Below are 12,314 nucleotides of genomic sequence, written 5' to 3'. Positions count from 1 at the left end.
GACGCTGACGGGCACAATTGCTCCTCCACGTTCGTTGGTCCCGCGCGGTGATCCTCGCTTGGCGAGAGAAGGGCGAGTCCATCTGGGTCATCGCCCGGGTACTCGATGTGTCGGTCGGCACAGTGCACACCGTGCTCACCGAAGAGACTGCGAAGGCGGAGGCGCTCGCATCGTGATTGCGTACCCGGTCGGTCATGAGCCGACAATCTGGCAGCCCGATCCCGAGGAGGTGGCCCATCGCTTCGTCCTCGGCAACACGAGCCGAGCGTCGCCGAACGCTCCCCCGCTGATCGCGGTCTGCATGAACCCCTCACACGCAGACCACGGCCAGGCCGATAAGACCGTGAACCGGCTTATCCGCGCGAGCGTCGAGCACGGCTACGGCGGGTGGCTGATGGTGAACCTCTACCCCGAGCGCTCAACGGACCCATCAATGCTCTCGGAGTTCGACCCCGCGCTCTCATCTGCGAACTGCGCCGCGATCGAGCGGGTACTCACGCAACACGGCGCGACCGAAGTGCTCGGGGCATGGGGCGGGCTGAAACACGCCTCACTGCGTCGTGGCAAGCGCGACGTTCTGGACACGCTCGCCAGGCTCGGGGTGAGGCTGTTCTCGTTCGACGAGCCCACTGCTGGCGGCGATCCACGACACCCGACACCGAGGACAGGGCCGCTACCGATGCTCGGTCCGAAGCGCTACTTGACCTGAACTACCTCGAAGAAAAGAAGACGTCATGACGTTCGAGCCGGACCCCGACGGGGAGTACGGCACATGTACGCAGTGTCGGCGGGACTGCTTACCCGAGCCGTTCGAGGCGGACGAGGGGCTCAGGGTCACGTTCGTGTGCGCGGAGCGTGGCGTGCACTCTGTCATCGACCCGTTCGAGGGCGAACGGTAGCCAGCGGTGATTACCATCGCGAGGCCGACTCCGGGCCGTAGGCGCTCCATGAGCCCATGAACGGCTGCAGTGCCGCGTAGGTCGGCTCGGGCAGTGAAGGCACACGAACCGGTCGCTGGAGCGGGTCGATGCGGTCCGCGTAGTCCCGTGCCCATTGCACCCACTCGAGCGTTGCTGTGCGGTTATCGTCGTCCACCTCGGCAAGGGCTCTCTGCTCCAACTCCCCCGCGTAGGCGCGGATGGCAGCAACCTCTCGCCACTTGTCTACTTGGCCTGCGAGCAGCTCGGCGCGGTGGCTGTCGGTCAGTTCCTGGACAGCTTTCTCGCGGGCGATCTCCCACTGGCGCTTGCGCTCGATGCGCTGACGCTCCTCCTCGAGACGGCGGTCGACCGCGGCGTCGTGCCGGAGCTCCAGCTCCTGCATGATCTGGGCGAGCACGGCTTCGAGGGGGCGGTCGTCGCGGTCGGTCCACGAGCCGCCCCAGAAGCTGGCTCCGGAGTTATCGATGCGGATGCCGAGCTTCCCCGTCGGGGCGACGTCCCACTTCGGCAGCGCATAGCCTCGGCCAGCCCGAGCGAGCTCGCTCTTGGTAGCTACGTGCTCGCGCTTCTCGGTGATCTGGAAGATGCTGAGCCTGTACTCGTCGATGCCGAGCACGAGCTTGAAGTGCCCAGGGTCATCGTCGTTGCGGTCGAAGTAGCCCCACTGGTTCTTCCTACGCGCCTTGGTGGCAGCGACCTTGTACTCGCGGCGCTCAGCCTCAGAGACGAGCGCCTGCGCGAGGCGAAGCGCTCGGCTCTTCTCGCTCGATCGGATCTCGAAGTCCTCGCGCGTCTGCAGCACGTTCACCACGTCGGACGCTCCGCGGAGCGCACCGGGCACTGGGATCGGCGCGAGCACTCGCGTGCGCCACTCGGGCAATGGGTGCAGGGTGACGTGGGCCGCGCGTGTGCGGTAGTCGTGGCCAACTGTGACCCGCATGCCCTCGGGGATCTTCTTGAAGCGCTCGGCGGTCCGCGCAAGGTTCTCGTAACGCCCGTACTCGTCGTACTCGATTTCGATCCGATGGCCCTCCGCTGCTGCGAGAGCCGCCATCATCGCGTCGGTCGGACCCACGCGCGGCGCCTTTGGCACACGTGGCCTCGAGGCGGGCCTGGGCTTTTGCTGGGCAGCAAACTGGGGCGCCTGTGACGATGACGCCGGCCCCGGCTGATCTGGCTCAAGTGCGTACTCGCCGTTGTCGAGATAGAAGGCCCCGTCATCGGTCAGGGACACGCTCCAGCTCTTACCGTGGCCGGAGACCGTCACCAGTCCCCTGTTGTGGAGGGCACGGGCGATGATGCGAGGGCGGTAGTCGTCGTAGGTATCTTCTGGAGCACCGTTGCGCACCCACGCCAGGATCTCCAGCTGACGCGGGTTCAATGGGATTGATCGAGACATGGTTTCATTCTCGACGGCAGCGACCAGCGGCACGATACTGCCCGAAATATCTCAAGAGCTGTAATGCTCTGACACCCACCTTACTAACCAATTTTCACTCCGGACACCGCGGTGAGGTGACTGAGCGAACTCGCCTTCATCGATAGGTCCAGATCCGCGCTCACCTGGCTGGTGTCACCGATCGCGAGTCCGGGCAGCAAGTCACCCCCGTCGCCCGGCAATTCCCGGGCCGCCTCGACGAAACGGGTTCTGAGTGCGTTCGCCCAGGCCAACCACCATGGGGGTGCCGCCACGGACTCTGCCCGGCTCCGACCGAAGAACAGCGCCGCAGCGGAATCCCCCGGGTCCGTGGCCCGAAGGGATCCGTCCAAACGCACGACCGAGCCGATCTGCAGGCTCGCGGTTCCCCGGCCGGAGGACTCGGCGAAGACCAGCACGGGCACGGAGACTCGCGACGAGCGCTTGCCCTCGGTCAGCTCGGTGACCGTGCCGCGGAATCTGACCCGGGCTCCCGTTCCCCCGGTGCCGAATCCGCCCGGAGACGCGGTCTCCACCGGCACGGACCACACCGTGATGAGCGCAGAGGCGTTCGCATGACGACTCGCCGCGGCACGCACGTCCGCCGGCAGCCGGGCCGGCCCCGAGACCAATACGACCGAAGCGACCAGGGCGGAGACCGCGAGGCTCACCCCGACGGTGGCCCAGAGTGGACGCCACCGGGCACGTCGGTCGAACACCGCGGCCACGACGAACAGGCCCGCCCCCAACCAGAGCCCAACGGCGGCAGAAGCGGGAACGCCGCCGGGTGCTCCCACGAGGACGCCGGCGGCCAGCCACGCCGTCGCCGCCGGCACGACCAGGCGCAGGTCGATCCCTGTCGTGGACTCCATCTGTGGAGGTTAGGTGCGGCGGCGCCGTCACCCCAGGGCCCACTGCATCTGTGGCCCGTTTACCCAGGTCCACGGCTGTGGAGGTCCGGTGGTTGGCTCACGATCCACCGACTACGCTGGGCCCAGCCGATGAGACTGGGGGGGCTTATGCCAATTCACGATGAGAGTTCGATTGCGGAATCCGCGGAGCAGACGGACGGAAAGAGACTGCGGGGCCCGGGTTTTTGGCTGAGAATCGCCGTTGCGGTCGTGGCCGTCGTGTTGTTGGCGATCCGCGGCATCCGTTCGTACGACAACGGCGGCAGCGGGCCGATCGTCCTGGCCCTGGTCATCGCCGGTGGGATGGTCGGTGCTTTGCTGCTCTACTTCGGTGTCTCGAATGCGCGCCGGATCGATCGAGCACAACGAGCGTTTCCTTCGGCTTGGATCGTCCCGGTCCTCGTGGCACCGCTCCTGGCTCAGGAGCTGTCGGCGCTGACGACCGCCCTGGGGCTCGCACCGTCGCGGGTGAATCCGACCAGATACGCGACCCTTGTCGTCGACGACCAGAGCGTGCAATTCCTGTCGGGCCGTGCCACCGGGAGCCCTGCGGCGGCCTTCCCCTCGAACCTGGTTCGGAGCTTCACTGTCGGATCCGTGCAGATCGGGATGCGCATCATGGCCACCATCGAGGTCGAGGTGGCCTCATCCGAGCGAACCTTGGTGCTGCCGGTCACCCCGATGAGGAGCCGCGGCAACTGGCTGCGCGCGGTGCCGGATGCCGATATCGCGCGGCTGGCCGAAGATCTGCGACGCGCGATCGGTGCCGGGGGGATATAGCCCTGACGGCTCAGCCGCGCACCGACCTGGGCGAACGGTCCAGGTCGGCGGATCGACCGGTCAGGAACGGCATGCAGCACCCCGCGAGCAGGGCGCCGATGCCGCCCCAGACCAGGTCCCCAATGGTATCGACGTAGCCGACGAAGATCTCACTGTCGATGAACGTGTGCCCGAACCACTCGAAGACCTCCCACAGCACTCCGAGCGACAGCCCCAGTGCGGTGGTCATCACGATGGCCGAAATCGTCGGTCGCCGCAGCGTCCCGGTGTCGGCCAGGACTCCCAACCTCACGAACAGGAGGTAGCACAGTGCGGCGCTGAGCCCGTTGGTGACAAGGTGAACCGGGAGGTCCCACCACCGAGTCGAGATGTAGATCTGTAGCACGCTGCTCCACACGGCGATGAGAACCACCGTGCCGAAGGCGATGTCGACGCTCGGCCGGACGCCGATCACCCGGGGAAAGAACATTCCGACGAACACGACCGCGAGGCTCAGCCCCGCGATCGTGCCCCAGCCGAGGGCTGCGATAACGATGCCGATCAGGGCCAGCACCCGCAGCCCGTCGGCGACCGTCTCGGCCGCTCCCGACGGTGTGCGCAGGAGTGAACGGATCATGGCAGCACCTCAAAGGGTTCGGATGTCCCGGCCGAGCGGCCCCCGCACCGCACAACGGCCTGCACGGGTTCATGGTCGGATGCCGCCCGGCCGTCGAACCGGGCCGCGTTGATGCCCACACTGAGCACGTCGACTCCGTGCCCCACCAGGATGAGGTCGATGCGCTTGCCGCCGGGGCGACGGCGTCGGTAGTTCGAAAAGGTCCCCCACTGCGGCGTCAGCCGCTCGACTGCGACCTCCCAGGAGTCCAGGAGCGCCCCGTCGGCTATCAGCCTGCGGTACACGGCCGAGCCCTCGTCGGCGTTGAAGTCGCCGGTCAGCACGATCGCGGCGCCGGGCTCCGCGGCGCGCGCGGACCGCACGAGGTCCAGGATGTACTTCGCCGACTCCAGTCTCGAGCGCCAGGAGAGGAAGTCGAGATGGGTGTTGAAGGCGAGCAACCGTGCTCCGGTCGCCGTATCGGTGAATTCGGCCGACACGACGATGCGCCGCACCAGGTTTCCCCACGACCGGGAGCCCGGCGTCTCCGGAGTCGCGGACAGGGCCTGTTGCCGCCAACCCGTCAGTTCCAGCCGCCGCGAGTCGTAGAACACCGCGCAGTGCTCGTCAGCTCCGGCGGCATTGCGGCCGCGGCCGACCCAGCCGTAGTCCTCTCCGAGGGAATCCGCGACGAATTCGACCTGATCGGCCAGGGCTTCCTGCACGCCGAGGAGCGTGGGCTGCTCGGCGCGCAGGATACGTCGTAGCAGAGGCTTCCGTGTCACCCACCGGTCGGGACTGCCCGGCTGCATCCGGGGCATGCGTCGACGGATGTTGTAAGTCATCACGTGCAGGTCGGGGGCGGTCACCGGACCGATGAGCGAAACATCCGTCATCGGACCCAGAGTACGCTCGCCACGCGCAATCCAGAACCCGGTGCGTGGGCGTCTCGTCTCAGCTGCGAACGTAGGCCGCGAGGTGCTGCCCGGTGAGGGTGGAGCGGGCGCCGACGAGCTCGGCGGGTGTGCCCTCGAAGACGATCCGGCCGCCGTCGTGCCCGGCGCCGGGGCCGAGGTCGATGATCCAGTCGGCGTGCGCCATCACCGCCTGGTGGTGCTCGACGACGATGACCGACTTGCCCGAGTCGACGAGCCGGTCGAGGAGGCGGAGCAGCCGTTCGACGTCAGCGAGGTGCAGCCCGGCGGTCGGCTCGTCGAGCACGTAGACGCCGCCCTTCTCCGCCATGTGGGTGGCGAGCTTGAGCCGCTGCCGTTCACCGCCGGACAGGGTGGGGAGCGGCTGGCCGATGGTCAGATAGCCGAGCCCGACCTCGGCGAGCCGGTTCAGGATGGCGTGCGCGGCCGGTGTGCGGGCCTCGCCGGCGCCGAAGAATTCCTCGGCCTCGGCCACAGACATTGCGAGCACCTCGCTGATGTCGCGGCCGCCGAGGTGGTATTCCAGCACCGAGGCCAGAAACCGCTTCCCCTCACACTCCTCGCAGGTGGTGGCGACGCCGGCCATCACGCCCAGGTCGGTGTAGATCACTCCGGCGCCGTTGCAGGTGGGGCAGGCCCCTTCGGAGTTGGCGCTGAACAGCGCCGCCTTCACGCCGTTGGCTTTCGCGAAGGCCTTGCGGATCGGGTCGAGCAGCCCGGTGTAGGTCGCCGGGTTGCTCCGGCGGGAGCCGCGGATCGCGCCCTGGTCGATGGACACCACTCCTTTGCCGGCGGGGATCGAACCGGCGGGGATCGAACCGTGCACGAGCGAGCTCTTGCCCGATCCGGCGACGCCGGTGACGACGACCAGCACCCCGAGCGGGACGTCGACGTCGACGTCCCGCAGGTTGTGCGCCGTCGCGCCGCGGATCTCCAGCGCGCCGGTGGGCGTGCGCACCGTCTCCTTGAGGGTGGCGCGGTCGTCGAGATGGCGCCCGGTGAGGGTGTCGCTGGCCCGCAGCCCCTCGAGGGTGCCTTCGAAGCAGACGGTACCGCCCGCGGCTCCCGCGCCTGGGCCGAGGTCGACCACGTGGTCAGCGATCGCGATCATCTCCGGCTTGTGCTCCACGACGAGCACGGTGTTGCCCTTGTCACGCAGGCGCCGCAGCAGGTCGTTCATTCGCTGGATGTCATGGGGATGCAAACCGATCGTGGGCTCGTCGAAGACGTAGGTGACATCCGTCAGTGAGGAACCGAGGTGCCGGATCATCTTGACCCGCTGGGACTCGCCGCCGGACAAGGTGCCCGTCGGGCGATCCAACGAAAGGTAGCCCAGACCGATCTCCACGAACGACTCGAGGATGCGCTGCAGTGCTCCGAGCAACGGAGCCACGGACGGCTCGTCGATGCCCCGGACCCAGTCGACGAGGTCGCTGATCTGCATCACGGCGGTGTCGGCGATGTTCAGGCCCTGGATCTTCGAGGATCGAGCGCCCTCGTTGAGCCGGGTGCCGCCGCACTCGGGGCAGGTCGCGAAGGTGACCGCCCGGTCGACGAAGGCGCGAATGTGCGGCTGCAACGCGTCGACGTCCTTGGACAGGAATGACTTCCGCATCTGCGGGATCAGGCCCAGGTAGGTCAGGTTGATCCCGTCGACCTTGATCTTGGTCGACTCCTTATGGAGCAGGTCGTTCAGCTCCTTTTTCGTGTAGTTGCGGATCGGCTTGTCGGGGTCGAACCAGCCGCAGCCGCGGAAAATTCGCCCGTACCAGCCCTCCATCGAGTAGCCGGGGATCGTGAGCGCGCCCTCGTTCAGGGACCTGGCGTCGTCGTAGAGCGCCGTCAGGTCGATGTCGCTCACCTTGCCCATGCCCTCGCAGCGCGGACACATCCCGCCGGTGATGCTGAAGCTGCGCTGTTCCTTGACGGTCTGCCCGCCGCGTTCGATGGAGACGGCACCCGCTCCGCTGATGGAGGCCACATTGAAGGAGAACGCCTGGGGTGAGCCGATGTGGGGTTGCCCGATCCGGCTGAAGGCGATTCGCAGCATCGCGTTGGCGTCGGTGGCGGTGCCGACGGTGGAACGGGGGTTGGCGCCCATCCGCTCCTGGTCGACGATGATCGCCGTGGTCAGCCCGTCGAGCACGTCGACATCGGGCCGCGCCAGGGTCGGCATGAACCCCTGCACGAAGGCGCTGTAGGTCTCGTTGATCAAGCGCTGCGACTCCGCGGCGATCGTGCCGAACACCAGCGAGCTCTTGCCCGAGCCGGAGACGCCGGTGAACACCGTCAGGCGGCGCTTCGGGATCTCGACGCTGACGTCCTTGAGGTTGTTCACGCGTGCGCCCTGCACGCGGATGACATCGTGGCTGTCGGCGGCGCTCATCGGTTCTCCCTGTGTTCTGCCGGAGGGTCACCTGCCGGGCGCTTTGCTACCGGGCGGTTCTGCCGGGCAATCTGGCCGGCTACCAGCGGTTCACCCGATTCTCCCGTATCGGCGCGGGCGCGACAACGGTTGCCGCCCCTGATCCGGTGATCTGGGTATCCGCCGGCTGTCAGTGGTCCTGGATCAATGGTCCTGGATGAGCCCGAGCACGTTGCCGTCGGGGTCGGAGAACGCGGCTACCAGGCGGCCGGCGCCCACGTCGTGCGCGGGTTCTGTGACGGTGGCGCCCGCTTTGGTCACCTCGGCCAGCTTCACCTCGATGTCGGGCACGTGCCAGTAGGCGACGGGTGAGGTCAGGCCCTGCGGTCCCCCGCCCGGGACCAGCCCGATCTGCTGCCCCTCCGCCTCGAACCCGACGTAGTAGGGCCCGTCGGTCTGCGGTTCGACGCCGAGCAGGGCGGCGTACACCGCCTTGGCCCGCGCCAGGTCGGAAACGGGATGCAGCACGGTCTTGATCCCCTGGGTGGAAGAGGTGGTCATGGTGCCTCCTGACGTCGGTGTGGCGCGGTCATCTGGTCGTGGAGATGTCCACGGCGATCACTGTAGCCGCGGCCCGGTGACTCCCGCTAGGCAAATGAGTCCTCGCGGAACGGTCGACGCGGGGCGCGGATCCGCGGTTCCGAGCGGTTGCTCCCGCGGGGTGCCCGAACCAATTCGACGGAGATTTTGCCCGAAAGTGCCCGAAACAGGCCGGATAGACATTTTTAGATGAATATCTCCGTCGAATTGGTTCAACGACGGGGGACGGGGACGCTCGGGACGGGGACGGGGACGGGGGGGGGGGGGGGGGGGGGGGGGNGGGGGGGGAGGGGAGGGGGAGGATCAGACCGTGATCAGGGCGGCCAGGCCCTCGAAGGTCTTGTCGCCGATGCCGGTGACATTGCGCAGGTCGTCGACGCTGGCGAACGGGCCGTTGGCATCCCGGTAGTCGAGGATGCGCTGCGCCATCGCCGGCCCGATCCGGGGCAGGGTGTCGAGTTCGGCCAGGGTCGCCGTGTTCAGGTTGACGGGAACCGTGGCGGCGCCGGTGCCCCCGCCGGCCCCGCCCCCGGCCGCCCCGCCGGCGGGCGACCGCGGCGGCGTCTCGCCGAGTTGGGGCAGGTAGAGCTGTTCGCCGTCGGCAACTCGGCGGGCGAGATTCGCGCCCGCGGGATCGGCAGTCTCGGTGAGGCCGCCGGCGGCGGCCACGGCATCCATCACCCGGGCCCCGACGGACAGCTCGTAGAGGCCGGGACGCTGCACCGCGCCGAGGACGTGCACGAAGAGGACGGCGCCCGCGGTGGTGGCCCCCGCGGTCGAGGGCGTGGCGCCCAACGGCTGGGCGCCCGAGGGAACAGCGCCCGAGGGAACAGTTCCCGGCGCCTGAGTTGCAGACGGCAGTGTGCCCGGAGCCGTGCCGCCGGCGGCGCCGGCCGCGGCCACCACCTGGTGTCCGGACTGCTGGCCCACGGCCGAGACGACCACGGCCGTCGCCAGCGCGGCGATCAACAGCACGACGGCGGCGCCCACCCCGATGCGGAGCCGGGGGGCCGCGCGCGCATGCGCGGCCGGGGCCAGGCGATCGAGCGCGGATACGACCGGATCATGAGCCATCCCGGCAGGCTAGGCCGCCCGGGGGTACTCCCCCGGGCGGCCAGCGCCGAACTGTGCTCCCGCGCCCTGGACGCGGCCCTGTGGAGGCGAGGCTAATTTCTGCGGGTGACGATGCTCACCAGCCGCGGCTCCCGCACGATCACGTGCTGCACCTCCCGGTCGCCGATCCGCCGGATGACCTCGGCGGACGCGCGGGCCAGGCGTTCTAGGTCCTCGCCCGAGATCTTGGGCGACACCTCGATCCGATCGCGAACCTTGCCGTCCACCTGGACGACCGCCGTCACCGATTCCTCGACGAGCAAGGTGGGGTCCGCCTTGCGCCACTGCACCAGGGCGACACAGGGGTCGTAGCCCAGGTGCTGCCACATGTCTTCGGCCGCGTAGGGGGCGAACAGGTTCAACGCCATGGCGGTGACCTCCGCGGCTTCGCGCACCGCGCCATCCGCGGGGCCCGCGCCCGTGTCGATCACCTTGCGGGTGGCGTTGACCAGTTCCATCAGGCGGGCGACGACGACGTTGAACTTGAACGACTCGACCAGGCCGGGCGCGTCGGCCAGGAAACGGTGCGTGACCCGGCGGAGTGCCGCATCACCCGACTTCCACTCGACGTCGGGTGTGCTGGTCACGTCCCGGGCGACGCGCCAGGCGCGGGCCAGGAACTTGGCCGAGCCGACCGGCGAGACATCCGCCCAGTCGATGTCGTCTTCCGGCGGGCCGGCGAAGGCCATGGTGAGGCGCACGGCGTCGACGCCGAACTGGTCGACCTCCTCCGTGAAGTACACCAGGTTGCCCTTGCTCTTGGACATCTTGGCGCCATCGAGGATGACCATCCCCTGGTTCAGGAGAGCGGTGAACGGTTCGGTGAACGTGACGTAGCCGAGGTCGAACAGCACCTTGGTCATGAACCGGGCGTAGAGCAGGTGCAGGATGGCGTGCTCGACGCCGCCGACGTACTGGTCGACCGGAGCCCACTTGTCGGCTTCCTTCGGGTCGAACGCTTTCGTGTCGTCGGTGGGGTTGAGGAAGCGGAGGAAGTACCAGGAGCTGTCCACGAACGTGTCCATGGTGTCCGCGTCGCGGCGGGCCGGCGTGCCGTCGATCGGGTTGGGCACATTCACCCAGTCCGTCGCGCCGCCGAGCGGAGAGGTGCCCTTGGGCTTGAGGTCGAGGCCGTCGGTCGGCGGCAGCAGCACGGGCAGCTGGTCCTCCGGAACCGGGATCTCGGTGCCGTCCTCGCCGTGGATGATCGGGATCGGGGTGCCCCAGTAGCGCTGACGGGAGATGAGCCAGTCCCGCAGGCGGTAGTTCTTGGCCGCGCGGCCGGTCCCGTCGGCGGTCAGCTGCTCGATCATGCGCTTGATCGCGTTGTTCTTGCTGAGACCGTTCAGGGACCCGGAATTGATCAGGCGGCCCTCACCGGCCAGGGCGACGCCCGTGGCGGCCGGGTCGAGGGCGGGGAGCTCTTCGGTGCCGTCGAGCATCCCCTGCGTGATCACGGGGATCATGCCGGTGGCGGGGGCGCTGGTGTCGACCACGACGATCACGGGCAGGTCGAATTTGCGGGCGAAGTCGAGGTCGCGCTGGTCGTGGGCCGGCACCGCCATCACGGCGCCGTGGCCGTAGTCGGCGAGCACGTAGTCGGCGGCCCAGATCGGCAGGCGTTCGCCGTTGGCGGGGTTGATCGCGTACCGCTCGAGGAAGACTCCGGTCTTCTCCCGGTCGGTGGCCTGGCGTTCGATCTCGGTGCTGTTCTGGACCTGCACCAGGTATTCCTGGAACCGTTCCCGGACGGCCGGCGAGGCATCCGCGACCAGCTCGGCGGCGAGGTCGGCGTCGGGGGCGACCACCATGAAGGTCGCCCCGAAGAGGGTGTCCGGGCGGGTCGTGAACACGCTGACGCGCTCCTCACGGCCCTCGATCACGAAGTCGACGTCGGCGCCGATGGAGCGGCCGATCCAGTTGCGCTGCATGTTCAGGACCTTGGCCGGCCAGGTGCCCTCGAGCTGGTTCAGGTCGTCGAGCAGCCGGTCGGCGTAGTCGGTGATCTTGAAGTACCACTGGGTGAGCTTCTTCTTCACCACCACGGCGCCGCTGCGTTCGGAGGTGCCGTCGGCCAGGACCTGCTCGTTGGCGAGGACGGTCTGGTCTACCGGGTCCCAGTTGACCCAGCTGTCCTTGCGGTAGGCGAGGCCCTTCTTGTACAGCTGCAGGAACAGCCACTGGTTCCATTTGTAGTACTCGGGGTCGCTGGTGTGCAGTTCACGGGACCAGTCGAAGGATGCCGCGTAGAGCTTCATGCTCTTCTTCTGCTGCGCGATGTTGTCGTAGGTCCAGCCGCGCGGGTCGATGCCGCGCTTGATCGCCGCGTTCTCGGCGGGCAGGCCGAACGAGTCCCAGCCGATGGGGTGCAGCACGTTGAAGCCCTGCTGGCGCCAGTAGCGAGCGACGATGTCGCCGAGCGCGTAGACCTCGGCGTGCCCCATGTGCAGGTCGCCGGACGGGTACGGGAACATGTCGAGAACGTACTTGCGCGGGCGGGTGTCGCCCGGGTCGTTGGTGCGGAAGGGCTCGAGTTCCTCCCAGATCGGCTGCCACTTCGCCTGGATGGCGGCGAAATCGTAGACTTCTTCGTCGCTTCCCTGGCCGGTGCGGGTGTGGTCGTACTCGTGTGCCACGTGACTCTCTTCGTTGCAGTG

At 68.1% G+C, this 12,314-nt stretch carries 12 protein-coding genes; 4 read left to right on the top strand and 8 right to left on the bottom strand.

Translation table 11 applies throughout. The annotated features are described in order from the left end of the window. Positions 1-47: 47 nt before the first annotated feature. Genes E3O49_RS17130 through E3O49_RS16575 form a run of 3 tightly spaced genes read left to right on the top strand, consistent with a single transcriptional unit; the run spans position 48 to position 899 of the window. Complete coding sequence (locus E3O49_RS17130; RefSeq protein ID WP_244285286.1) at positions 48-176, top strand: helix-turn-helix domain-containing protein; 129 nt, start codon at positions 48-50, stop codon at positions 174-176. Further along, positions 173-709: a DUF1643 domain-containing protein gene (locus E3O49_RS10235; RefSeq protein WP_160141080.1), complete on the top strand. Its 537-nt coding sequence runs from the start codon at positions 173-175 to the stop codon at positions 707-709. The genes E3O49_RS17130 and E3O49_RS10235 overlap by 4 nt, the downstream gene beginning before the upstream one ends. Positions 710-734: 25 nt before the next feature. Then, on the top strand, positions 735-899 hold the full coding sequence (locus E3O49_RS16575; RefSeq protein ID WP_160141079.1) for a hypothetical protein: 165 nt from the start codon (positions 735-737) through the stop codon (positions 897-899). A gap of 10 nt (positions 900-909) precedes the next feature. On the opposite strand, the gene E3O49_RS10230 is transcribed toward E3O49_RS16575, so the two are convergent. Continuing rightward, positions 910-2,340 carry a hypothetical protein gene (locus E3O49_RS10230; RefSeq protein WP_134451457.1) on the bottom strand — a complete coding sequence of 477 codons (1,431 nt, stop codon included), beginning with the start codon at positions 2,338-2,340 and terminating at the stop codon, positions 910-912. Between the two features lie 83 nt (positions 2,341-2,423). Further along, positions 2,424-3,230 (bottom strand): hypothetical protein, encoded by an 807-nt coding sequence (locus tag E3O49_RS10225; RefSeq protein WP_134451455.1) that lies wholly within the window; start codon positions 3,228-3,230, stop codon positions 2,424-2,426. 249 nt (positions 3,231-3,479) lie between these two features. Here E3O49_RS10225 and E3O49_RS10220 point away from each other — a divergent pair, with 249 nt between their 5' ends. Next, complete coding sequence (locus E3O49_RS10220) at positions 3,480-4,049, top strand: hypothetical protein (protein WP_134365844.1); 570 nt, start codon at positions 3,480-3,482, stop codon at positions 4,047-4,049. A 10-nt stretch (positions 4,050-4,059) separates the two neighbouring features. Here the strand turns inward: E3O49_RS10220 and E3O49_RS10215 are convergent, their stop codons facing one another. The 6 genes from E3O49_RS10215 to leuS form a co-directional block, all read right to left on the bottom strand. Further along, a complete protein-coding gene (locus E3O49_RS10215; protein WP_134365845.1) occupies positions 4,060-4,665 on the bottom strand; it encodes a DUF2238 domain-containing protein in 606 nt (201 codons plus the stop codon). Next, positions 4,662-5,540, bottom strand: a complete 879-nt coding sequence (locus tag E3O49_RS10210) for an endonuclease/exonuclease/phosphatase family protein (RefSeq protein WP_134365846.1) — start codon at positions 5,538-5,540, stop codon at positions 4,662-4,664. Before E3O49_RS10210 ends, E3O49_RS10215 begins: the two co-directional genes overlap by 4 nt. Before the next feature lie 58 nt (positions 5,541-5,598). Then, positions 5,599-7,965: an ATP-binding cassette domain-containing protein gene (locus E3O49_RS10205; RefSeq protein WP_134365847.1), complete on the bottom strand. Its 2,367-nt coding sequence runs from the start codon at positions 7,963-7,965 to the stop codon at positions 5,599-5,601. A gap of 183 nt (positions 7,966-8,148) precedes the next feature. Beyond that, positions 8,149-8,505, bottom strand: a complete 357-nt coding sequence (locus tag E3O49_RS10200) for a VOC family protein (RefSeq protein ID WP_134451453.1) — start codon at positions 8,503-8,505, stop codon at positions 8,149-8,151. A gap of 342 nt (positions 8,506-8,847) precedes the next feature. Further along, a complete protein-coding gene (locus tag E3O49_RS10190) occupies positions 8,848-9,618 on the bottom strand; it encodes a helix-hairpin-helix domain-containing protein (protein ID WP_134365849.1) in 771 nt (256 codons plus the stop codon). A gap of 92 nt (positions 9,619-9,710) precedes the next feature. Next, positions 9,711-12,293: a leucine--tRNA ligase gene (gene leuS / locus E3O49_RS10185; RefSeq protein WP_134365850.1), complete on the bottom strand. Its 2,583-nt coding sequence runs from the start codon at positions 12,291-12,293 to the stop codon at positions 9,711-9,713. Positions 12,294-12,314 lie beyond the last annotated feature (21 nt).

This window comes from Cryobacterium shii, assembly GCF_004402595.1.
Classification (GTDB): domain Bacteria; phylum Actinomycetota; class Actinomycetes; order Actinomycetales; family Microbacteriaceae; genus Cryobacterium; species Cryobacterium shii.
Note: the sequence above shows the minus strand (reverse complement) of the source record. Positions and strands in the feature narration are given on the sequence as shown.

What these genes read in the sequence shown, in the direction of transcription:
- E3O49_RS10225 (WP_134451455.1), bottom strand. Translation starts at nt 3,230, where the DNA reads ATGGAGTCCACGACAGGGATCGACCTGCGCCTGGTCGTGCCGGCGGCG.
- E3O49_RS10200 (WP_134451453.1), bottom strand. Translation starts at nt 8,505, where the DNA reads ATGACCACCTCTTCCACCCAGGGGATCAAGACCGTGCTGCATCCCGTT.
- E3O49_RS10230 (WP_134451457.1), bottom strand. Translation starts at nt 2,340, where the DNA reads ATGTCTCGATCAATCCCATTGAACCCGCGTCAGCTGGAGATCCTGGCG.
- E3O49_RS10205 (WP_134365847.1), bottom strand. Translation starts at nt 7,965, where the DNA reads ATGAGCGCCGCCGACAGCCACGATGTCATCCGCGTGCAGGGCGCACGC.
- E3O49_RS16575 (WP_160141079.1), top strand. Translation starts at nt 735, where the DNA reads ATGACGTTCGAGCCGGACCCCGACGGGGAGTACGGCACATGTACGCAG.
- E3O49_RS10215 (WP_134365845.1), bottom strand. Translation starts at nt 4,665, where the DNA reads ATGATCCGTTCACTCCTGCGCACACCGTCGGGAGCGGCCGAGACGGTC.
- E3O49_RS10210 (WP_134365846.1), bottom strand. Translation starts at nt 5,540, where the DNA reads ATGACGGATGTTTCGCTCATCGGTCCGGTGACCGCCCCCGACCTGCAC.
- E3O49_RS10190 (WP_134365849.1), bottom strand. Translation starts at nt 9,618, where the DNA reads ATGGCTCATGATCCGGTCGTATCCGCGCTCGATCGCCTGGCCCCGGCC.